We start from the raw sequence: 19829 nt of genomic DNA, 5'->3' as shown, positions 1-19829 counted from the left end.
TTTATTTAAATAGCTAAATCAATACCATACAGTACTTATCTTTTATGAGTTTATTTTGTTACTCGTACGGCAAGACCGCTAAAGCTTTCAACAGTGCCCACAATAGCAGCACAGTCAATCCCCGCCTTATAAAAGGCCTCGACAAGTGTCTCACTTTCGCTAGCAGGAACAGAAAATAGTAACCCGCCAGAGGTTTGAGGATCAAATACAATATCCGTCCATACAGGATCCAAGTCCTCATCAACTTGTACTTCAGTTATAGCCTTGCGATTACCATAAGATGCAGCCGGAATTAAGCCCATTTGAGCCGCCTCGATAACATCATCAAAAAGAGGGATATCGTAAGCTTTGATATGAATCGTCACATCAGAAGCACTTGCCATTTCTACGGAGTGCCCCATAAGGCTAAAGCCTGTTACATCTGTACAAGCATGAACTGTAAAGTTATGTGCCACCTCAGCCGCTACACGGTTTAAAGTACTCATACTAGTAACGGCCTGTTCCGTACCTACAGGAAATAAACCTGCTTTCAGAGCATTATTCATAATACCTGTGCCAATGCGTTTTGTTAGCACCAACACGTCCCCTACTTGAGCACCTTTATTTTTCCAAATCTGTTTTGGATTTACTTGTCCTGTCACAGACATCCCAAAGATAGGTTCCTTATTTTCAATGCTGTGTCCACCTACGATGGCTGCACCAGCCTCGGCTACAATCGAACCAGCCCCATTTAACACATCCGTCAAAACACCTTGCTCGACAAGAGGAACCGGAAAGCCTACGATATTCATCGCTGTTAAAGGGGTGCCACCCATAGCATATACATCGCTTAATGCATTGGCAGCTGCAATTTTACCAAATAAATCAGGATCATTAACCACAGGGGTAAAGAAATCTAAAGTTTGCACCAGTGCAAAGGTATCAGAGATTTGATATACTCCAGCATCATCGGCACCAGTCATATCAGCGAGAACATGCTTGTTAGTAACGGGTGTTACAGCTTTTAGCACACGGTTCAATATATGAGGCCCAATCTTACACGCGCAGCCTCCACTTGTAACATAATCAGTAAGTCGCACCATAACTCCTCCTTACTCATTTTCCGGCAATCTAGAGACGATTTTCTTAACAGCCTTTTCAAATTTAGGGCGCGGCATCAAGAGTTGATGACCGCAGCCATTACATACGATGAGAAAGTCTGTGCCGATTCGCTTAACTTCCCACTCGTCACTGCCACAAGGATGCGATTTTTTCATCTTCACTACATCTCCTACGTAATATCTAACAAATGCCATAGCGCCTCCTTTAACTTCTGTCAGTATTTATATATTTATTATACATAAAATAGTTACTTCTATAAATATACCCTAATTCTATAGTTCAATCTTCTATTATATATAACCATAAAATTTTCACCATAAATATATAATGTACAATTTTAATATATCTACTGTTCTTATAATTAAACCATAAATCAAGAGAATTATTATTTTATAACCACCAAAAGGTCACAGAAACTTTGCACTTAATCATTATATTTTATGGGAAAATATTAGTGCATACAACGAAATTAACATTAACAACTAAACAATAATGATTTTTCATTTAGTTATCATTCTCAATATCAAAACAGGGATTTTTTATAAACCCCATACTATTCATTCTTTATAAATCCGCATCTTTACTGCATTGATAATATTTATCATTTAGAAAATTTTCGAAATAAATTTTATAAAAAGACTTGCATTTCTCATTTAGTATGTTACAATATAGTCAACAATGATTATTCGTTAAGTATACGGATAACACATTGTATATAAAACTGTTAGGACGGCAAGTGCCGAAACACACAAATAAGTAAGTACTATTTTAAGAGTTAGGCAAGTGTCTATTTGATCTAAGAATAAGTTTTCTTAACTAAGGCGAAGTCGCCCTCGAAATTATAGAATAAGTATTCTATTCCATTGCATTCACAACCAAGTGGTTATGAATATATATGTTAAGTAACAATTTTGAAAATTATCGTAAGTACAAAGGAGTATTAAAATGGCAGAATTAAAAGGTTCTAATACTGAAAAAAATCTTCAAGCAGCATTTGCTGGCGAATCTCAAGCATTCCAAAAATATACATTCTACGCTAGTGCAGCTCGTAAAGCTGGCATGAACGAAATCGCTGACTATTTCGAAGAAACAGCTCACAACGAATCTGCACATGCTAAATTGTGGTTCAAAGCTCTTCATGGTGGCGATATTTCCGCTGATATCGAAGCTAACCTTCGCGATGCAGCAGCTGGTGAAAACTACGAACATACTACAATGTACAAAGAATTCGCTGACGAAGCCGAAAAAGAAGGCTTTGCTAAAATCGCTTTCCAAATGCGCGAAGTTGGTAAAATCGAAGCTCGTCATGAAGCTCGTTACCTTGCATTAGCAGCTCGAGTATCCGGTAACAAAGTATTCACTAACGACCAACCAGTAGCTTGGATCTGTGCTAACTGTGGCTATGTACACATTGGTGAAGAAGCTCCTAAAGTTTGCCCAGTATGTGCTCACCCACAAGCTTTCTTCCAACGTTTGGTTGAATCCTTCTAATCTGTAAGTGCGACACCAACTAGATTAATAACCTGTAAGTACAGATTTTAATGAAACTATACCTGTAAGTACAATCTAAACTTACAGTAAGTACTGACAACTTCCTTAACAAAAAGACGATGACATTTGTTTGTCATCGTCTTTTTTTGCATTCTTTTGCTAGATTTTTATTTTGTCTACTATATTTTATTCTATTCACTATAATATGTTTTTTATTTCCTTTGTATAGTGCTTATTATTTACTATCCTAGAATTATAAAAGACATATCACTTAATATTATCTACCAAGCATTTAAATTGTTGTGTTGCTTCATATGGATCATCTGCATGAGCAATAGCAGATATTACGGCTACTCCACTGGCACCAGCTTGCAAAACAGGCGTTGCGTTATCTAAGGTAATACCCCCAATACCAACGCACGGTAATGTTAGACCTTCTGCTCGTAACTCAGTAATACGATCTGGTCCGCATGGCTCTTGAGCATCAGGTTTGCTACTTGTGGCATACATAGGACCTACACCGACACAATCTGCATACACTACATCAGTCTTATGAAGTTCCTCCACAGAATGAATGGATATACCAACAACCTTATTTCCTACAAGATTACGAACGTCTTCTAAACGCATATCCTCTTGTCCTACATGAACACCATCAGCATTAACAGCCACTGCTAAGTCTACATCGTCATTAATAATATAAAGCACATTATACATAGCACAAATTTCTTTTAACTGCTGAGCTAATTCTAGTTTCTGTTGTCCTTCTAATGTTCCTGTGCCCTTCTCTCTAAACTGAAAGCATGTCACGCCACCCCGACAAGCAGCTTCAACAGTGTCCAATAAATGTCTTTCATTAAATCCTACATCCTGTGTGCCACTAATAAAATATACCTTTAATTGATCGGGTACAACTACGGGCCGTATTCTATTTCCAGATAAAAGCATCGCATCATCGAATTCATATAAGGCATCCATAAATGCCACACTAAAGCTGCCAGGTTTTACACCGCTCACCTTAACTGCACGTTCACCAGCAAGTCCATAGTAAGCCAGTGCATACGCAAGAAACTCACCGATAGACATGTTATGCATGAATGGATAATAGGAACTAAAGAATGCAGCTAAGACAGCCCCTAATAGACAGCCGGTCCCTGTTACCGCTGTCATGATTGGATGACCATGAGGAACTGCAAATACACGAGTTCCATCAGAAACATAGTCCTCTTCGCCCGTTGCGACAACAGAACAGTTAATTTGGCGTGCAAGACGATACGTTATAATTGCGCTATCCTCAACTTGTTCCCCATCTACGCCCTTACCAGAGAGAGAACTGTCAATCTTATGATTTGTATTAAGAGCATCATAGATGGCTTTGATTTCACTTTGGTTCCCTCGTAGCAACGAAATAGCATTAGTTTTAATCAAGTCTAAAACAACAGATAATCGATAAGCTCCGGCGTGACAGCCCACAGGGTCTAGCACAATAGGTACCTCATGAGCCTTCGCTAATTTAACAGCCTCTTTGTAATAAGTAACCTTATCTGGTGTAACGGTCCCAATGTTAATGAGTAAAGCCGCAGCATGAACGATAAGGTCTTTTAAGTCTTCGCTGCACTCACTCATTACGGGTGATGCACCGATGGCTAGTAAACCATTAGCCGTAAAGGTCCGCACCACATCATTGGTAATACAAATAACAAGAGGATTTTTTTTGCGTAGAGTCTCTAATATATTCAGTTCGGGCCAATTTGAACCATTTATATTTGGATTGTTGTAGATCATATAACTATCTCCTCTAGTCATTTTTCAAAAGTTCATCCATAGTTTGAGGGCCATTTACCAATAAACCATAAGCCATATGATTAACAGGTCCACAGCCATGACCAAGTGCAGGGTTATGTTTAATAGCTAGAGCGATATAGTCCTTTGCAATACCAATAGCATCCATTACATCACGTCCTTTAGCGAGCTCTGCCGTAATAACTGCTGAGAAGGTACAGCCCGTACCGTGAGTATGAACAGTATCATATTTAGGACTCGTCCACGTACGCACATCTCCATCTTTGGTGAAAGCATAATCCGTAGCATCATCTCCAATATGGCCGCCTTTTATAATAACCACTCGAGGTCCTAATTCATGTAAAATACGCTTAGCTGCTGTTGTGATATCACTTTCACAAGAGATAGACATGTCCACTAACACCTCTGCCTCGCTACGATTAGGTGTAATGACTGTGGCGACCGGAATGAGTTTAGATTTTAAGAAATTCACGGCCTCACCCGATACAAGTCGATCACCGCTAGTGGCAATCATAACGGGATCCATTACATAAGGTATGTTCTTACTCACATACGGATAGATGAGATCCATCATCTCTGGTAAAGCAATCATGCCCGTCTTAACGGCTTGTGGTGTAATATCTGAATATACATCGTGTAACTGTTTTTCTATGCTTTCTAGCGATAGATGTTCCACGTGGTGCACCCCCGTTGTATTTTGAGCCACTACAGAGGTAACCACTGCCATACCATATACGTTACGACTTTGGAAAGATTTTAAATCGGCCATAATTCCAGCGCCACCACTAGGGTCGGTACCGGCAATTGTTAATGCTGTATGTAATTTCATTATGCCTCCTTATGTAATAGATTACGTCGAGATAAGATTTGTAATACTACAAAGCCAATGCAAGCACCTCCGATAGAGCTCATGGAAAAGGATGTAATCAAGGTCAACAATGCCAATGGTTTGCCTAGTAGGAAATGAGCAATTGGATAACTTACAAGAGCACCAATAAGTCCAGTGCCAATGATTTCGCCTAAAGCCGCTGCCCAGATGGCGTTGTATTTTTTATATAAATACGCAGATAACCAAGCGCCAATCATACTACCTGGAAAGGCTAATGGAGAGCCTAGTGCTAGTACATTACGTAAGCAAGAAGTACTAAAGGCTGCGCCTACAGAGAATCTCGCCCCAACTATAACGGCTAAGATCACATTTATCATATGTTGAAATGGAAAAATTCGGGCCGGGCCAATGGGAATCGACGTAGTTGATAAGACGACACCTAAGGCTACACATATACTAGCAATAATCAGTTTTTTCATAATACCTCCAACTAAATAAAAAATGAGACCACCTCAAATGGAATGGTCTCGTAATAATTTAGTATTATGTTTCACTCCACTTCCCTACGCCAGTATTATCTGGATCAGGTCTAGGGTTTTGAATGGTCAATCTCAGCAAAAGCACCCCTAGTGGCCATATATTTTTATACTCTAGTTATAACATCATTATACAATCTATGCAACAAAAGAATTGACGGTTCCCGCACCACCTCGTATAATGAAACCATAGCGGGGTGCTCACAAGAGTGGGCTGAGAGTAAGCTAATGCTTTAACCCATAACCTGATTTGGATAATGCCAACGTAGGGAACATAGAGGATTAATAGCCGAGTTCCTGTGAGCTCGGCTTTTTCTATGACTTCCTGGCAAGGAGGACGTATGAAAAATACACACATCACGCAACCACAATTTGCCATGATATGGTTCGGTGCCGCTTTATCGATTGCGGAAATTATGACCGGTACCTATCTGGCTCCCTTAGGACTTACACAAGGTCTCTATGCCATCATCTTAGGCCATATCATCGGCGGTATTCTGCTCTTTGGAGCAGGACTCATCGGTGGCCGTTTGCGGCAAGGCAGTATGAACACGACAGCCTTTAGCTTTGGTCCCTTAGGGGCAAAGGGCTTTGCCTTTTTAAATATGATCCAACTCGTCGGTTGGACTAGTATCATGATTTACGATGCCATGCTTGCCTTACAAGAGCTGGCGCCCCTATCGCCTATGATTTGGACTATTGCTATTGGGGCGCTCGTCATTTTATGGCTCTTCATCGGTCTCCACAATACAGGCTATATTCAAGCTATCGTATCTGTTTTATTACTAGGCCTCACACTCTACATGGGAGTTCACATGATTTCTCAATGGCCTAGTGACAGTAGCTTCATGACTAATGGCAATATGAGCTTTATAGCAGCCCTTGAACTATCAATCGCTATGCCACTGTCTTGGCTACCTCTCATCAGTGATTATACTCGTGAAAGCAAAAGCCCTTTCTCCGCATCACTAACAAGTGCTGCCATCTACACCGTAACGAGTGTCGCCATGTACACCTTGGGCCTTAGCGCGGCGATCTTCGGCGGTGGGGACTCTATCATTACTATTATGATAAACGCAGGCCTTGGTCTTACAGGGCTCATCGTCATTATCTTCTCCACTGTAACTACGACCTTTATGGACGCTTACTCAGCTGGCGTATCTAGTACGACTATCTATAATGGAGCATCTAGTAAAGGCGTAGCTGTTATCGTAACCATTGTCGGCGCCATTGCAGCCATCCTATATCCGATGGACGATATTACAGAATTCCTATATCTCATCGGATCCGTCTTTGCTCCAATGATTGCCATCTTGTTGGCAGACTATTTTGTCAATCGCCAACAAGTGCAAACGCTATCGGCTTATCTAGTTCGCGGGTTGATTTGGGCTATAGCCGTAGGTTTATACCATTATATGTTGCATAGTGAAAGCTCCATAGGTGCAACACTACCAGCCTTTACAATAGCATTTATCGTAACATCCATCGTTGGATTCATAAGTAAAACTGCTAACACCTTACTATAAGCCCATCTTCACAGGTCCAGTGCCGATTTCCAACCATTTCGGCTTCGCTTTCATCATGGGTAACCCATACACATGGCACATCCCATTCGCGAATAATGGAAACAAGATCCTCTCGAACATGCTTACGTAAATTCCAGTCTAGTGCAGATAATGGTTCATCAAGAAGCAAGATGGTTGGTTTAGAGTAAAGAGCACGCCCCAATGCAACGCGTTGCTGCTCACCACCAGACAAGCTACCTGCTTTCGTTTTACGATATTTCTCAAGGCCTAAGCGTTTTAATAAGCTGTCACACATCTCTGACGTGCCTCGTTTACTATAGGTAATATTATGTTCCACCGATAAATGTGGAAATACGATATTACCTTGTGGCATATAGCCAACTTGACGTTCTTGAGCAGGTACCCAGATTTTTTTGTCGCGATCAACCCATATAGTTTCATCATATTGAATGCTACCTGTAGTCGGTTTCACAAGACCTGCAATGCACTTAATAAATGTACTTTTACCACTGCCAGATTGGCCTGTTAACACGGTAATACCAGAAGAAAGTACCCCATCGGCTTTCACAGTCACAGAAGGTCTAGCTATGGTAAAGGAAAATGTAATCATCGGACCTCCTAATTATTATCAATGTGATGGAACAAGGACCCCTTTGTGATGAAGTGAATTCCACTCAACAATGCCAATGTGAGCACACAAATATAGATAACTAATTCAAAAGCATCCATGTACTGCCCTGCCTCTACGTAAGAGTAGATAGCAAGTGGCATGGTGCGCGTTACCTTTGGAATATTGCCTGCAATCAAAATGGTAGCACCGAACTCGCCCATAGCACGACAAAATGCTAAGATACTGCCCGTCAAAATGCCTTTCCAAGCGAGTGGTACGGAGATAGTAAAAAAGATACGTAACTCTGAAGCACCTAATGTACGCGCTACGTCCTCCATATTATGATCGACGGATTGCAATGCTGAACGCACCGTTTGATAAAACAGCGGAAATGCAATTACAGAGGAGGCTATCACGGCACCGGATGCAGCAAAAACAACACTCATACCATGAGCTTCAAGCCAAGCACCAAACGCATAACCTGGAGTAAATACCATAAGTAACGCAAAACCAACAACTACCGGAGGCAGTACAAGTGGCAAGGTAATAAGTGCATCAAGAATGGCAATACCACCCCACTTACAACGGTTCATCCAGTAACAAGTCCCTAAGCCACTTAAAATAACTATGATAAGAGCTATACTTGCTACCCATAATGATAGCCAGAATGGACTCATGTCACGCCCCCTTTCTATACACAACAAATTTAAAATATTTGCGGTATCCATTATTTCTAAAATATTTTCAAATAAGATTTATGTCCTAAATCATATGCTAGATTATTAATCAGTCCCCACTCCTCACTACAAATGAGTAAAAAAGAGCATACAGTTAGAAATAATCTTATTAGTAATACCGATAATATCTCTATTGTATCATAAGAAAACGCTAGCCCTGAAAGCTAGCGTTTTACTCTTATTTAGAAGTAGAGAAACCGTATTTCTCTAATACTTTTTGGCCTTCTGGGCTCATTACGTATTGGTAGAAGTCTTTTGCCAATGCGTTGTCATATTTTTTGATAATACCAATTGGATAGATAACTGGATCATGGGAATCAGCCGGTGTTACTGCAGAGATTTCAACTGCATCGCCCGCTGCGATAGCATCAGTTTTATAGATGAAACCAGCATCTCCAGCACCTTGGCTAATGGAAGCTGTTACAGCTTTTACGTCTTTAGCGTATACTACATTAGGTTCAACTTGTTCCCAAACGCCTAGTTTTGTTAATACCTGTTTACCATAGTTACCAGCTGGTACTGTTTCAGGATTGCCCAAAACGATACGCTTTACTGTACCGATTTGATTTAGCTCAACCTTAGGTTGGCCCTTTGGAACTACGAGAACGAGTTCATTAGTTACGAATGGTTTTACATCAGTTACCAAATCTTTTTCTTGTAACATTTTCATATTTTTCTCGTCAGCAGAGATAAATAAGCTAGCAGGTGCACCTTGTTCAATTTGTTGACGCAATGTACCAGAACCAGCAAAGTTAATAGCAATTTGATCATCTGCTAAATTATGGCTTTTTTTGTAAGCATCAGCCAATTCAGTAAGAGCACCTTTAAGGCTTGCTGCAGCTTGTACAGTAATCTTTTCAGATGTACTTGGTTTAGCCGACTCAGTTGGTTTACTTGCATCATTACCACATCCTACTAAAAAGGCAAACATGAAAACGCTCATTAACACTAATAAAATTCGTTTCATAATTCCTCCTGTGTATCCCTTAAAACGCCACACTGTAAAAGCTATGGTAACACCTAGAGACACCTCGTGTACTAACAAATTAAAATATACAATATATTCATATTATACTATAAATCGATAGCTAAAGTCGTATATCCAAAAACACATATTGCATAGATATTTCTGATGATTATGATAAGTAATCATAATCAATAATTTTTTAAATCCCAAAAAATACATACTATGGTATGATAATATTATAAAGAATAAGCACATTTCGTAACGCTTATTCACTTTTAACTTATATAAAGTAACTGTATATTTGCTATATAGTTATACGATACATTAAAACTATGCCTTATATATTAACTAATATATTAAAGAAAAACTCTAGGTGAGATGATGAATCTATTCGAATTAGTAGGCCATATTTTTATGAATTCTATGGTCCCTATCTTAGTACTTATAGGCGTGGGATTTATATTAGATAGAAGATTTAAACTCGATCTATATACGCTGAGTAAACTAAACTTTTATATATTGTTACCTACCTTTATATTTCGAGCGATGTATGAAGCTAAACTTAACTCAGGTACTTTGGAAATTGTATTCTGTGCGCTCTGTGTACTCATACTAAACTCCATCCTTTCAGATGTGGTAGGTAAGATGCAAGGATATGATGTGGCTAAGATTGCAACCTTAAAAAACTGCGTTATGTTTAATAATGTTGGGAATATGGGTGTCGCCCTTGCTATCTTTGTATTTACTAATATTCCATATGTCATCGATGGAACCACACCCTATGCCAATTTAGGTCTTGTAAGCGTTGTATCTATCATGATCATCCAAACTATCAGCAGTAATACCTATGGGTTCTACCAAGCTGGAGCTGGACGACTAACCCCACGGGATGCACTAAAAGTCGTATTCCACATGCCTATGGTATATGCCATCCCACTGGCACTCCTTTGCCAGCTATTGCCCTTTGATTTACACGGGCTCTTCTTCTTTGCACCACTCAATATCTTTGCCAACGCCTTCGTTGGAGTTGCTATGATTGCCTTAGGTGTACAGATTAATAGAACACCTCTAAACTTTTTCAAGATGGATGTCATGCTCGCAACGACCTTACGACTCATTGTGAGCCCACTCATAGCCGCTGGTATTACCATACTATTTATAATGTTCTATGGCCCTATGCATCCAATAGCTGCGCAAACCATCATTATAACCTACAGCGTACCTACCGCTATCAATATGTCTCTTATTGCTATTGAAATGAAGAATAATCCTGAATATGCTACACAAATCGTAATGGGCACAACTATTTTATCCGCTATAACAATGCCACTGTTTATTACTATAGCCTATTTTCTCTTCCCATTATATTGATACGAGTACACCTATACAAAAAGGAGCCCTCTAAAAGGGCTCCTTTTATTATATTTTGAGGCTAAAATACTTATAAGTGTATCATAGGCTCATCTCTTATAATGAGACTTTAAATGATTACGTTCCTAATTATTGATGAGCTACGTGTTCCATCCCCATGCGAACTAAACATTCAACATGATCATCGTTTAGAGAATAATATGCTGTTTTCCCATCTTTACGATATGTAACAAGGCGTGCTTGGCGCAATACACGCAATTGATGAGAAATAGCAGATTGTCCCATCTCCATGGTTTCTGCAATGTGATTAACACACATTTCATTTTCTAGTAATAGCTCTACTATTTTAAGGCGTGTAGGATCACCCAAGATTTTAAACAGTTCTGCTAGCTTCAGCAATGATTCTTGTTTGTCGGTCATATAATCCCCCTTTTTTAATCCTATCCATTCTTTTTTGTAGCTCTTCTATGTCACTAATCGATACGTCTTAACGTATAACACCAATATGTATGGCATACATATAGACATTATATCATTTTTAACATAAAAAAGAGACTTTGAGAAACCAAAGTCTCTTTTTTTATCATATCTATATAAAATATAAGATATAAATTATTTAATGATTAATACAGGGCAAGTGGAGTGGCTAGTTACATAGCTACTTACGCTACCCATGAATAAGCCTTTCAAAGGGCCAAGACCACGGCTACCCATTACGATGAGATCAGCATTATATTTTTTTGCCACTGCAAGTAGTGCAGGTCCAGGGGAGCCAACTTCAAATACGCTTTTAACTTTTACGCCTGCAGGAATTTCTTTCACTACATCATTAAGAATTTCCTTACCAGTTTCTTCCATATCCTCAGCAATTTGCTCAGATACATATCCACCAGAAATTGGTGTTTGATCAAAATTGGAAATAGCAGACACAATATTTGCAACGTGAACAACAATCAATTCAGCTTGGTTGCGATCCGCTACAGCGAGAGCATGTTCCAACGCACGTTTAGCATTTTCAGAACCATCAGTAGGTACGACAATAGTTTTGTAGGTAACCATAATAACCCCTCCTATTCCTAATCCCTCAAAGGGGATATGATCAAATATCGTTTAGCCTATACTAATATATTCTAGACCATCAAGGAAAACTCCTCTTTTTTCTGAGGATTTATTACATTATAGCACAAATCGTACAGAATTATACAAATAAAAGAATATTATGCGTATATTAAAGAACCTGAGACGATTGATTTGTATTAAGTGTAGTAGTCAATTTAAAACCATCTAATATATCTATAAGTTCCTGAGTAGCAAGATTGCTAGTGGATGGACCAATCATTCGAGCTACTGCTACATTACCTTCATTGCCAAGAATAATTGTTGCGCCAAAGGATACTGGTTCCGCTACAGATGTATCAGATGTATTTGGATTTTTCATATGGCCCGCCAAATAGAACATCACATTACCGTCAATGATATGCGTTTCATAACGAGTAATCGTGGCCTTGTTCACATCAACCAATTGTTTAAGATAATAATCACCAAGCATCTGCTTAGCCATCATAGTTGGCATACCGGAGCTGACAGCTTGTACTGGAATTGTAAAGGACTCAATGTCAAGGCGTACATTATGTTTAGTAAAAGCAATCTTACCTTTTTCATTAAGACGGGTAAAACCTTTTGGATAGGTAAATTTGATACCTTCTGCAACACTGATATCGCTTGTGCCGGTTAATATTTTTTTTACCCCTTTAATAGCATTAGAACCGCGCTTATTGATCAATTCAAAGGATGGAATTGTATGCTCCATCAAACCTAGCTCCATAAACTCTGCACGAACAGGTGCATACGTACTAGACAAATTGTACCGATGAGTTGGATCTTTCTCCATGATAAATTCTGCTTCAAATACAGACTGAACCGGCTCTGTAGATGTCATATCTGCATAAGATTTTGGTGTACTCTTATCCCAGCGTGCGGAAACTGCACCTTTCTTAGCAAAGAACCCACCAACAATATCATTATGCTCAAAGTTATTGCTATGTTGGCGCCAAATATTCAAATACTCCTCATTAGACATGCCCTTAATAGGTACACCATACCAAGTTGTATTCCATTCTTTTTGAGATACTCCTTCTTGCGGTGTATTATTGCGCTTAGTAAAAGATACTGTATAGGAATCCTCTTGGGTAGGGCCCGCTAAATTAAAGGAATACCCTTGAATATGTTCGCTTTCACTACGTACATCCATATCTAGCATAACACCATCAGCTACACGCCAAGGAATCGAGAACATATAACCATTTTTGTAATCCTTCACCACCGTGTTCATCTTAGTAGCATAGGATTTGTATTGTTCTGGCAAAATAGATGCGGAATCCTTCTGAGATTCCACAATAGATAAAGGTGTATCAGGCGTCTTCTGTAAACCTTCCGCCATAATAGAAGTCGTTCCCAAAGCCATGACAGCTAAGGTTGCCGCAAATAAACGTAACTTCATAGAGCCTCCTATAACATATTATCCAAGAACGCTTTCGTTCTTTCGTTCTGCGGATGATTAAAAATTTGTTCTGGTGTTCCTTCTTCTTGGATAACACCATCAGCCATAAAGATAACACGATCCGATACTTCTCGAGCAAAGTTCATTTCATGAGTTACGATAATCATCGTCATGTGATCGTCTGCCAATTGTTTAATCGTCTTAAGAACCTCACCAGTAAGCTCTGGGTCGAGAGCTGATGTAGGTTCATCAAAGAGCATGATTTCAGGATTCATCGCTAGCGCACGGGCAATAGCTACACGCTGTTGCTGACCACCAGACAAGCGAGATGGATACATATTACGCTTTTCCCATAACCCTACTTTATTGAGTAATTGCTCTGCAATCGGTGAGATTTCATCATCTTTCATACCTTTTACCATACGTGGAGCAATCATAATATTATCTAATACCGTCATATGCGGGAACAAGTTGAAAGATTGGAATACCATCCCCATACGAAGCAATAATTCATGCTGAGTTTGAGGAGACGCGTATTTTACAACCCCATTTTCAGTACTAGCAAGAACCGTACCATCAACGGTAATAGAGCCTCCATCAATCGTTTCTAACTGCCCCAAGCAGCGTAAAAATGTGGATTTACCTGAACCAGAAGGTCCGATAATAGAAACGATTTCTCCTCTATTCATTTTGAGCGACACATCGCGTAATACTGATTGATTATTAAAGCGTTTTTCAATACGCTCCATATTTACAAATGTCATAAGTACCTCTTACGTCGTCATATTAAGTATATAACCAGCACCTCAAGTAAAGATATCTCATCTACAAAATCGCATCTATAGCATCAAATAAAAGTATCTCACCTATAAAACTAGCTACATCATTACATACGACAAACTATCATAGAATTAGATTAATCTTCGTATACAGCAAATCTTCGTTCTAAGTAGTTGAAGATATTCGTTAAAATAAAGGTAAAGATCAAGTAGAATAATGCTGCCACGAGGAATGCAGAAATATCAAAGTCCCGTTGTACGATAGATTTTGTAATACGCAAGATATCATTCATCGCTAATACATATACAAGAGATGTATCTTTCAATAAGTTAATCGTCTCATTCGCAAGAGGAGGCAATACACGTTTAAACATTTGTGGTAAGATGATTTTACGCATAGTTTGTGCATAGGTAAAACCAAGCACCTTCGCCCCTTCGTACTGACCTCGAGAGATAGATTGAATGCCCCCACGGAAAATCTCACATAAATAAGCTGCGTAATTTAATACGAAGGTAAGAACTGCTGCCGTGGCATCATCCATTTGAATAGCACCGTCCGTGATGATTGGTAATGCATAATAGACGAATAAGATTTGTAGCATCAACGGTGTGCCCCGCATTAAATATACGAACGCATCGACAAGCTTATCTACTAAAGGCAATTTAGATAGGCGTAACATAGCCATTAAAATGCCACCAGGAATAGATAAAATCCATACAATACAGAATAGCGATACGGTTACCTTTAAGCCATCAGCGATGGTTGGGATAATCTGCAATAAATAATCTAACATGAAAGACTCCTTCAAAACACGACTAGAGAAGGGCCATCTGGCCGCTTCTCTAGTGTACATTTCGTTCTTTAATTATCAGTTGTACCTACTGACCATAGTACTATTAGTATATCACGAATTGTACTATTTAGCATCGCTCTTATCTAAGTCTGCGCCTGAGCCTAACCATTTTTCAGCAATTTTATCAGCAGTACCGTCTTTTTTCATTTCAGCTAAGATACCATTAATTTTGTCACGCAAAGCAGTATCATCTTTACGGAAGCCAACAGCGAAATTATCAACACCGTAGTCAGTACCTTCTACGATTTTGTATTTACCAGGTTCTTTTGTCATAAGATAACGAGCGATTACACCGTCAGCAATAACCGCATCAACACGACCAATACCAAGATCCATGAAGGCACTTACAAAATCCGCATAGGATTTTGTTTCTTTAACAGTCTTACCGCTTGGATCGTTTTGCAATGCTGCTTCACCAGTACTAGCTTGTTGCACGCCTACTACCTTACCAGCTAAATCGGCTTTACCTTTAATGGAATCATCGTCATTACGAACAATGACATATTGTTTATCCTTCATATATGTATTGGAGAACAAAATATTTTTCTCGCGCTCAGGAGAAACTGTTAAGCCATTCCACAACGCATCAATTTTTTTAGATTTTAGTTCCGCTTCTTTACTAGACCAATCGATAGCTTTGAACTCTACATCCATGCCAGCACGTTTAGCTGCTTCTTTAGCCATGTCGATATCAAAGCCAACGATTTCACCTTTTTCATCTTTAAAGCCCATTGGAGGGAAACTATCATCTAAACCGATAACAACTTTCTTAGGCAATTCTGTATTAGCTTTTTTAGCGTCACCACCACAACCTGTTACAAATGCCATCATAGACACGGCTGCAAGGCCAACGGCCATCATCTTTTTCCAATTCATAACTATCCTCCACGGCGATTATCGCCCATTTACTACTTAATAATATGTTCAATACAGATTTAGATTCTGTACTTAATGATTGTATTATACTTTAGTTCATTAAAGTTGTAAATAGTTAATTCGATGAATTTTGCATTTTTTATTTTACAGACTCTCCACATATATAGTTTATGATTCTAGATTCATTTGCTTTATGTTTCTGTAGTCCTATATTTATATTTCTGTATGCCTATATTGTATGACGCTACGTACTTATACTTTATGACTGCGTATGTTTATGAATGGCCTCAATCATCGCCATTTTATCCTTGTACGCCACCTGATGCAGATCAAGTGGTATCACATAGATCCCACCATGACCATTCATCGCTTGCAACTCACGCCATTCCTCGGTGAATCCAATAATATGCTCATAATCAACAAAGACGAAATATTCATCCCCATAGAATAAACTGTGAAAGTATTCTTTCACAGAAAAAGGCCTACGTTTTAACACGAGGCCCTTTTCACAGATAAAAGCTTGACTTTCACCTAATCTATGAAGGGTCCATAATATCACGAGCAACAACAGATAATACCATACACGTTCCGCCCAGTCTGAGGGCATATATTTTACAATCAACGCACACACAACTAGGCCGATGATGCGACCGGTCCACTGTATACCGCGATGTATTTCTAAGCTCTGTTGTACGGCACCTGATGAAAAGCGTTCCATCGCCTCTTGTTTCGTCATGGCTTACCTCACAAATTGAAAGTCTACTATATAATTTTATTTACGGCACAAGCCCATAGCTTGTTCTACCTTACGATACATTGCACTTGCTTTAGCATGCGCCTTAGCAGCCCCTTCATCAAGGATTACATCCAGTTCAGGGCTTGTAATCAATTCATTGTAACGTTGTTGAATTGGTTCAAGGGTTGCTACTAAAAGGTCGGCAATATCGGATTTGAACACGCCATAACCTTTGCCTGCGTACATTTCTTCGATAGCTTCGTAGCTATCTTTTGTAATAGCACGGTAGATTCCCATCAAGTTAGAGATGCCTGGTTTATTTTCTTTATCATAGCGAACTGCATTATCAGAATCAGTTTGAGCTCGTTTCAACTTTTTCACGATTAAATCTGGTGCATCCAAAAGACGGATTGTAGCATTTTGGTTATCATCAGATTTACTCATTTTCTTAGTTGGTTCTTGCAAGCTCATAACGCGAGCGCCACCTTCGCCGACCTTGATATCAGGTACTACAAAAGTTTCACCGAATCTACGGTTAAAACGCTCTGCTAAATTACGAGTCAACTCGAGATGTTGCTTTTGGTCTTCCCCTACAGGAACATAATTCGTACCATATAGCAAAATATCTGCCGCCATCAACGGTGGATACGTAAGCAATGCAGTTGGAATAGAATCCCCTTGCTTTTGAGACTTATCCTTGTACTGAGTCATACGCTCTAATTCGCCAACATAGCTAATAGATTGCATAACCCAACCGAGCTTAACATGCTCAGGTACTTCGGATTGAACAAACAATGTTACCTTTTTAGGGTCAAGGCCAACCGCAAGGTACAATGCAGCCAAATTACGAGTGTTTTGAAATAATTCTTTTGGATCTTGCGGTACCGTAATCGCATGTTGGTTAACGATACAATAGTAACATTCTTCAGTATCTTGATAATCTAAGAAATTACGTAAAGCCCCCAAATAGTTACCAAGTGTTAACTCCCCACTTGGTTGGATGCCGGAAAATATAACTGCCATAATAGTCTCCCTATATTGAAATAAACCAACAGTGCCAAAGCACTGTTGGTTATATATATTATTCTACGGTTACAGATTTAGCCAAGTTACGTGGTTTATCTACATCTGCGCCGCGTGTAATCGCTGCATAGTACGCTAATAATTGCAATGGTACAACTGCTAAGATTGGAGCGATGAATTTATTCGCACGAGGAACATAGATTGTATGGTCTACGTGTTTAGATAATTCTTCGTCACCTTTCATACCAATACCGATTACAATAGCTTCACGAGCTTTTACCTCTCGGATGTTGCTGATCATCTTATCGTACACATCCTCTTGTGTAGCCAATGCGATAACAGGTACGCCCTCTTCGATAAGAGCCAATGTACCATGTTTCAATTCGCCACCAGCATATGCTTCAGCGTGGATGTAAGAAATTTCTTTCAACTTCAAAGCACCTTCCATCGCTACTGCATAGTCGATAGCACGGCCCAAGAAGAATGCATCAGATTTGAAACCATAATGTTTAGCAAAGGCTTTCATATCTTCGTCTACTTCAAAGATTTCATGAATCAAGGATGGTAAGTTTTTAACGCCGCTAAGAATTTCTTCAGCTAAGGCTGGATTTAATTTACCATTTAATTGACCTAGGTATACGGCGAACAACAATCCCGCTACTAATTGAGTAGTGTACGCTTTTGTGGACGCTACAGAAATTTCAGGTCCAGCCCATGTGTAAACTTTGTTATCTGCTTCACGAGAAATGCTGGAACCAACAACATTGGTAATGGCCAATGATTTGGCACCAAGGCGTTTAGCTTCTTTCAAAGCCGCCAATGTATCGGATGTTTCACCAGATTGACTAATAACGATACATAATGTTTTATCATCAGTCAACGGATTGCTGTAACGGTATTCAGATGCTATTTCCACATCAACTGGAATACGCGCCAAGTTTTCAATATATTGTTTTGTTACAAGACCTGCATGGTATGCAGTACCGCATGCAACGATGAGAATTTTATTGAAAGCTGCCACATCTTCAGCAGTCCAATTTAGCTCATCAAAGATTGCTGTCTTACCGTCTTCAGAAATATGTGTACCAAATGTATCGCGTACAGCCTTAGGTTGGTCATGAATTTCTTTCAACATAAAATGTTCATAACCGCCTTTTTCTGCTGCTTCAGCGTTCCAATTTACATGGAATACCTCTTTATCAACAGGTTTGCCTTCACGGTCAAATACGGATACATTATCGCGAGTTACGATAGCTAATTCACCATCACTCAAGATGTATGTATCGCGTGTGTAGTTAATGATAGCTGGAATATCGGATGCTACAAAGTTTTCACCTTTGCCAAGACCGATAACCAATGGGTTTTCTTTTTTAGTACAGATGATTTTATCTGGCTCATCGGAGCAGATGATTTCAAGAGCATACGCACCATCAACACGAGCTAGCATGCGGCGTACTGTGCCCACGAAATCGCCATCGTACATATCCTCTAACAAATGAGCTACAACTTCTGTATCAGTTTCAGATTTGAAATGGTACCCTTTTGCAATAAGCTCTTCTTTTAAAGGCATGTAGTTTTCAATAATGCCGTTGTGTACAACAGCAAATTTACCATCTTCAGATGCATGAGGGTGAGCGTTCATGTCGGATGGACGACCATGTGTAGCCCAACGTGTATGACCAATGCCTACAGTTCCTTCATTAGGATCTGCTTTCACAACTGCCTCAAGATTAGCAAGACGGCCAACCTTCTTTTGAATTTTAATTACATTTTCAGGGCCGATAACAGCAATACCTGCAGAGTCATAACCACGGTATTCTAACTTTGCCATACCGTCCAACAAGAAATCAGATGCTTGATTAAAGCCAATGTATCCTACGATACCGCACATACGTATATCCTCCTATAACTGGGGGTATTTCTAGCCCCAGCAAAAACTAAGGCTAACTAATTAATGTTCTAGATTAATATTCTATTTAATGTATTAAATATTAGTTCAATACAATTCATTCAGATATACTTTGTCCCCATCGTTACCGATGGGCTTTTTAATACCTGTTACGACATGAATATGCCGGAAGAGCATCCGC

Annotated in this window: 20 protein-coding genes and 2 riboswitches; of the genes, 3 read left to right on the top strand and 17 right to left on the bottom strand. The window is 39.3% G+C overall.

Features of this window, described 5'->3' with window-relative positions:
- Window positions 1–50: 50 nt before the first annotated feature.
- The gene (selD, locus tag ACLRYO_RS07465) at window positions 51–1082 is read right to left on the bottom strand and encodes a selenide, water dikinase SelD (protein WP_021147737.1); all 1032 of its coding nucleotides are present in this window, start codon (window positions 1080–1082) and stop codon (window positions 51–53) included.
- A gap of 9 nt (window positions 1083–1091) precedes the next feature.
- Window positions 1092–1295 (bottom strand): DUF951 domain-containing protein, encoded by a 204-nt coding sequence (locus ACLRYO_RS07460; RefSeq protein WP_004693828.1) that lies wholly within the window; start codon window positions 1293–1295, stop codon window positions 1092–1094.
- 751 nt (window positions 1296–2046) lie between these two features.
- On the opposite strand from ACLRYO_RS07460, the gene rbr reads away from it, so the two are divergent.
- Entirely contained in the window at window positions 2047–2592 is a 546-nt protein-coding gene (gene rbr / locus ACLRYO_RS07455) for a rubrerythrin (protein ID WP_021147736.1), read from the top strand.
- Window positions 2593–2859: 267 nt separating this feature from the next.
- Here the strand turns inward: rbr and thiM are convergent, their stop codons facing one another.
- From thiM to thiW, 3 genes are read right to left on the bottom strand one after another with little or no spacing between them, the layout of a single operon-like run.
- Window positions 2860–4377 carry a hydroxyethylthiazole kinase gene (gene thiM, locus ACLRYO_RS07450; protein WP_413084797.1) on the bottom strand — a complete coding sequence of 506 codons (1518 nt, stop codon included), beginning with the start codon at window positions 4375–4377 and terminating at the stop codon, window positions 2860–2862.
- 13 nt (window positions 4378–4390) lie between these two features.
- Window positions 4391–5224 (bottom strand): bifunctional hydroxymethylpyrimidine kinase/phosphomethylpyrimidine kinase, encoded by an 834-nt coding sequence (thiD, locus tag ACLRYO_RS07445; RefSeq protein WP_287531023.1) that lies wholly within the window; start codon window positions 5222–5224, stop codon window positions 4391–4393.
- The gene (gene thiW / locus ACLRYO_RS07440; RefSeq protein ID WP_287531025.1) at window positions 5224–5703 is read right to left on the bottom strand and encodes an energy coupling factor transporter S component ThiW; all 480 of its coding nucleotides are present in this window, start codon (window positions 5701–5703) and stop codon (window positions 5224–5226) included. Before thiW ends, thiD begins: the two co-directional genes overlap by 1 nt.
- Window positions 5704–5767: 64 nt before the next feature.
- Window positions 5768–5862, bottom strand: a riboswitch (TPP riboswitch).
- Between the two features lie 81 nt (window positions 5863–5943).
- A riboswitch (TPP riboswitch) is annotated at window positions 5944–6049 on the top strand.
- Between the two features lie 52 nt (window positions 6050–6101).
- On the opposite strand from thiW, the gene cytX reads away from it, so the two are divergent.
- Entirely contained in the window at window positions 6102–7286 is a 1185-nt protein-coding gene (cytX, locus tag ACLRYO_RS07435; protein ID WP_287531026.1) for a putative hydroxymethylpyrimidine transporter CytX, read from the top strand.
- Here the strand turns inward: cytX and ACLRYO_RS07430 are convergent.
- The 3 genes from ACLRYO_RS07430 to modA form a co-directional block, all read right to left on the bottom strand.
- Window positions 7270–7896 (bottom strand): ATP-binding cassette domain-containing protein, encoded by a 627-nt coding sequence (locus ACLRYO_RS07430; protein ID WP_004693839.1) that lies wholly within the window; start codon window positions 7894–7896, stop codon window positions 7270–7272. The genes cytX and ACLRYO_RS07430 overlap by 17 nt on opposite strands.
- Window positions 7897–7904: 8 nt before the next feature.
- On the bottom strand, window positions 7905–8573 hold the full coding sequence (gene modB, locus ACLRYO_RS07425) for a molybdate ABC transporter permease subunit (protein WP_004693841.1): 669 nt from the start codon (window positions 8571–8573) through the stop codon (window positions 7905–7907).
- A gap of 238 nt (window positions 8574–8811) precedes the next feature.
- Window positions 8812–9600: a molybdate ABC transporter substrate-binding protein gene (gene modA / locus ACLRYO_RS07420; protein WP_004693843.1), complete on the bottom strand. Its 789-nt coding sequence runs from the start codon at window positions 9598–9600 to the stop codon at window positions 8812–8814.
- Between the two features lie 381 nt (window positions 9601–9981).
- Between modA and ACLRYO_RS07415 the strand changes: the two genes are divergently transcribed.
- A complete protein-coding gene (locus ACLRYO_RS07415; protein WP_287517855.1) occupies window positions 9982–10971 on the top strand; it encodes an AEC family transporter in 990 nt (329 codons plus the stop codon).
- 129 nt (window positions 10972–11100) lie between these two features.
- Here ACLRYO_RS07415 and ACLRYO_RS07410 read toward each other — a convergent pair whose 3' ends face one another.
- The 9 genes from ACLRYO_RS07410 to glmS all read right to left on the bottom strand — a co-directional run bounded on the left by ACLRYO_RS07410 (window position 11101) and on the right by glmS (window position 19630).
- A complete protein-coding gene (locus ACLRYO_RS07410) occupies window positions 11101–11391 on the bottom strand; it encodes an ArsR/SmtB family transcription factor (protein WP_004693850.1) in 291 nt (96 codons plus the stop codon).
- Window positions 11392–11583: 192 nt separating this feature from the next.
- Window positions 11584–12030, bottom strand: a complete 447-nt coding sequence (locus ACLRYO_RS07405) for a universal stress protein (RefSeq protein WP_004693853.1) — start codon at window positions 12028–12030, stop codon at window positions 11584–11586.
- 169 nt (window positions 12031–12199) lie between these two features.
- Window positions 12200–13471: a hypothetical protein gene (locus ACLRYO_RS07400; RefSeq protein WP_278456660.1), complete on the bottom strand. Its 1272-nt coding sequence runs from the start codon at window positions 13469–13471 to the stop codon at window positions 12200–12202.
- Between the two features lie 8 nt (window positions 13472–13479).
- Window positions 13480–14235, bottom strand: a complete 756-nt coding sequence (locus tag ACLRYO_RS07395) for an amino acid ABC transporter ATP-binding protein (RefSeq protein ID WP_004693856.1) — start codon at window positions 14233–14235, stop codon at window positions 13480–13482.
- 152 nt (window positions 14236–14387) lie between these two features.
- Entirely contained in the window at window positions 14388–15044 is a 657-nt protein-coding gene (locus ACLRYO_RS07390) for an amino acid ABC transporter permease (RefSeq protein WP_004693858.1), read from the bottom strand.
- A 123-nt stretch (window positions 15045–15167) separates the two neighbouring features.
- A complete protein-coding gene (locus tag ACLRYO_RS07385) occupies window positions 15168–15980 on the bottom strand; it encodes an amino acid ABC transporter substrate-binding protein (protein WP_004693860.1) in 813 nt (270 codons plus the stop codon).
- A gap of 259 nt (window positions 15981–16239) precedes the next feature.
- Complete coding sequence (locus tag ACLRYO_RS07380; RefSeq protein ID WP_077708070.1) at window positions 16240–16716, bottom strand: hypothetical protein; 477 nt, start codon at window positions 16714–16716, stop codon at window positions 16240–16242.
- Between the two features lie 36 nt (window positions 16717–16752).
- Window positions 16753–17739 carry a tryptophan--tRNA ligase gene (gene trpS / locus ACLRYO_RS07375; RefSeq protein WP_077708069.1) on the bottom strand — a complete coding sequence of 329 codons (987 nt, stop codon included), beginning with the start codon at window positions 17737–17739 and terminating at the stop codon, window positions 16753–16755.
- Window positions 17740–17797: 58 nt separating this feature from the next.
- The gene (glmS, locus tag ACLRYO_RS07370; protein WP_278451925.1) at window positions 17798–19630 is read right to left on the bottom strand and encodes a glutamine--fructose-6-phosphate transaminase (isomerizing); all 1833 of its coding nucleotides are present in this window, start codon (window positions 19628–19630) and stop codon (window positions 17798–17800) included.
- Window positions 19631–19829: the final 199 nt, after the last annotated feature.

Origin of the sequence: Veillonella parvula (assembly GCF_047241225.1) — a bacterium.
Classification (GTDB): Bacteria; Bacillota; Negativicutes; order Veillonellales; family Veillonellaceae; genus Veillonella; species Veillonella parvula_O.
Note: the sequence above shows the minus strand (reverse complement) of the source record. Positions and strands in the feature narration are given on the sequence as shown.

Excerpts from the sequence above, each read along its gene's own strand:
- modA (WP_004693843.1), bottom strand. The coding sequence starts at position 9,600 with ATGAAACGAATTTTATTAGTGTTAATGAGCGTTTTCATGTTTGCCTTT.
- thiM (WP_413084797.1), bottom strand. The coding sequence starts at position 4,377 with ATGATCTACAACAATCCAAATATAAATGGTTCAAATTGGCCCGAACTG.
- thiD (WP_287531023.1), bottom strand. The coding sequence starts at position 5,224 with ATGAAATTACATACAGCATTAACAATTGCCGGTACCGACCCTAGTGGT.
- cytX (WP_287531026.1), top strand. The coding sequence starts at position 6,102 with ATGAAAAATACACACATCACGCAACCACAATTTGCCATGATATGGTTC.
- ACLRYO_RS07400 (WP_278456660.1), bottom strand. The coding sequence starts at position 13,471 with ATGAAGTTACGTTTATTTGCGGCAACCTTAGCTGTCATGGCTTTGGGA.
- ACLRYO_RS07390 (WP_004693858.1), bottom strand. The coding sequence starts at position 15,044 with ATGTTAGATTATTTATTGCAGATTATCCCAACCATCGCTGATGGCTTA.
- modB (WP_004693841.1), bottom strand. The coding sequence starts at position 8,573 with ATGAGTCCATTCTGGCTATCATTATGGGTAGCAAGTATAGCTCTTATC.
- ACLRYO_RS07380 (WP_077708070.1), bottom strand. The coding sequence starts at position 16,716 with ATGACGAAACAAGAGGCGATGGAACGCTTTTCATCAGGTGCCGTACAA.
- ACLRYO_RS07395 (WP_004693856.1), bottom strand. The coding sequence starts at position 14,235 with ATGACATTTGTAAATATGGAGCGTATTGAAAAACGCTTTAATAATCAA.
- ACLRYO_RS07410 (WP_004693850.1), bottom strand. The coding sequence starts at position 11,391 with ATGACCGACAAACAAGAATCATTGCTGAAGCTAGCAGAACTGTTTAAA.
- glmS (WP_278451925.1), bottom strand. The coding sequence starts at position 19,630 with ATGTGCGGTATCGTAGGATACATTGGCTTTAATCAAGCATCTGATTTC.
- ACLRYO_RS07430 (WP_004693839.1), bottom strand. The coding sequence starts at position 7,896 with ATGATTACATTTTCCTTTACCATAGCTAGACCTTCTGTGACTGTGAAA.
- ACLRYO_RS07385 (WP_004693860.1), bottom strand. The coding sequence starts at position 15,980 with ATGAATTGGAAAAAGATGATGGCCGTTGGCCTTGCAGCCGTGTCTATG.
- rbr (WP_021147736.1), top strand. The coding sequence starts at position 2,047 with ATGGCAGAATTAAAAGGTTCTAATACTGAAAAAAATCTTCAAGCAGCA.
- trpS (WP_077708069.1), bottom strand. The coding sequence starts at position 17,739 with ATGGCAGTTATATTTTCCGGCATCCAACCAAGTGGGGAGTTAACACTT.
- ACLRYO_RS07405 (WP_004693853.1), bottom strand. The coding sequence starts at position 12,030 with ATGGTTACCTACAAAACTATTGTCGTACCTACTGATGGTTCTGAAAAT.
- selD (WP_021147737.1), bottom strand. The coding sequence starts at position 1,082 with ATGGTGCGACTTACTGATTATGTTACAAGTGGAGGCTGCGCGTGTAAG.
- thiW (WP_287531025.1), bottom strand. The coding sequence starts at position 5,703 with ATGAAAAAACTGATTATTGCTAGTATATGTGTAGCCTTAGGTGTCGTC.
- ACLRYO_RS07415 (WP_287517855.1), top strand. The coding sequence starts at position 9,982 with ATGAATCTATTCGAATTAGTAGGCCATATTTTTATGAATTCTATGGTC.
- ACLRYO_RS07460 (WP_004693828.1), bottom strand. The coding sequence starts at position 1,295 with ATGGCATTTGTTAGATATTACGTAGGAGATGTAGTGAAGATGAAAAAA.